This window comes from Psychrobacter sp. 78a-MNA-CIBAN-0178 (assembly GCF_040309625.1).
In the GTDB taxonomy this organism is placed as follows: domain Bacteria; phylum Pseudomonadota; class Gammaproteobacteria; order Pseudomonadales; family Moraxellaceae; genus Psychrobacter; species Psychrobacter okhotskensis.
Genome location: NZ_JBEOOZ010000138.1, coordinates 1 through 266, shown reverse-complemented (window position 1 = coordinate 266; position 266 = coordinate 1). Strand labels below are relative to the sequence as shown.

Sequence of the window (266 nt, the reverse complement as noted above, 5' to 3'; positions counted from 1 at the left end):
GGTTATCTGGTGCCTGAGGGGGAGGCTTTTCAAATTAGCACTGAAAATGTCGACCATGAAATTGCCGCGCAAGCGGGACCACAACTTGTAGTGCCGGTTAAAAATGCTCGCTTTGCGCTTAACGCTGCCAATGCTCGTTGGGGCAGCTTGTATGATGCGCTATATGGCACTGACGCGATATCTGAAGAAGGTGGCGCGGAGCTCACTAAACAATACAACCCGGTACGCGGCAATAAAGTTATCGCTTTTGCCAAACAACACTTAGA

Annotated in this window: 1 pseudogene; it reads left to right on the top strand. The window is 49.6% G+C overall.

Annotated elements, in window-relative coordinates:
- Positions 1 to 266, top strand: a pseudogene (locus AAEY80_RS14590) (malate synthase G); the annotation flags it as partial.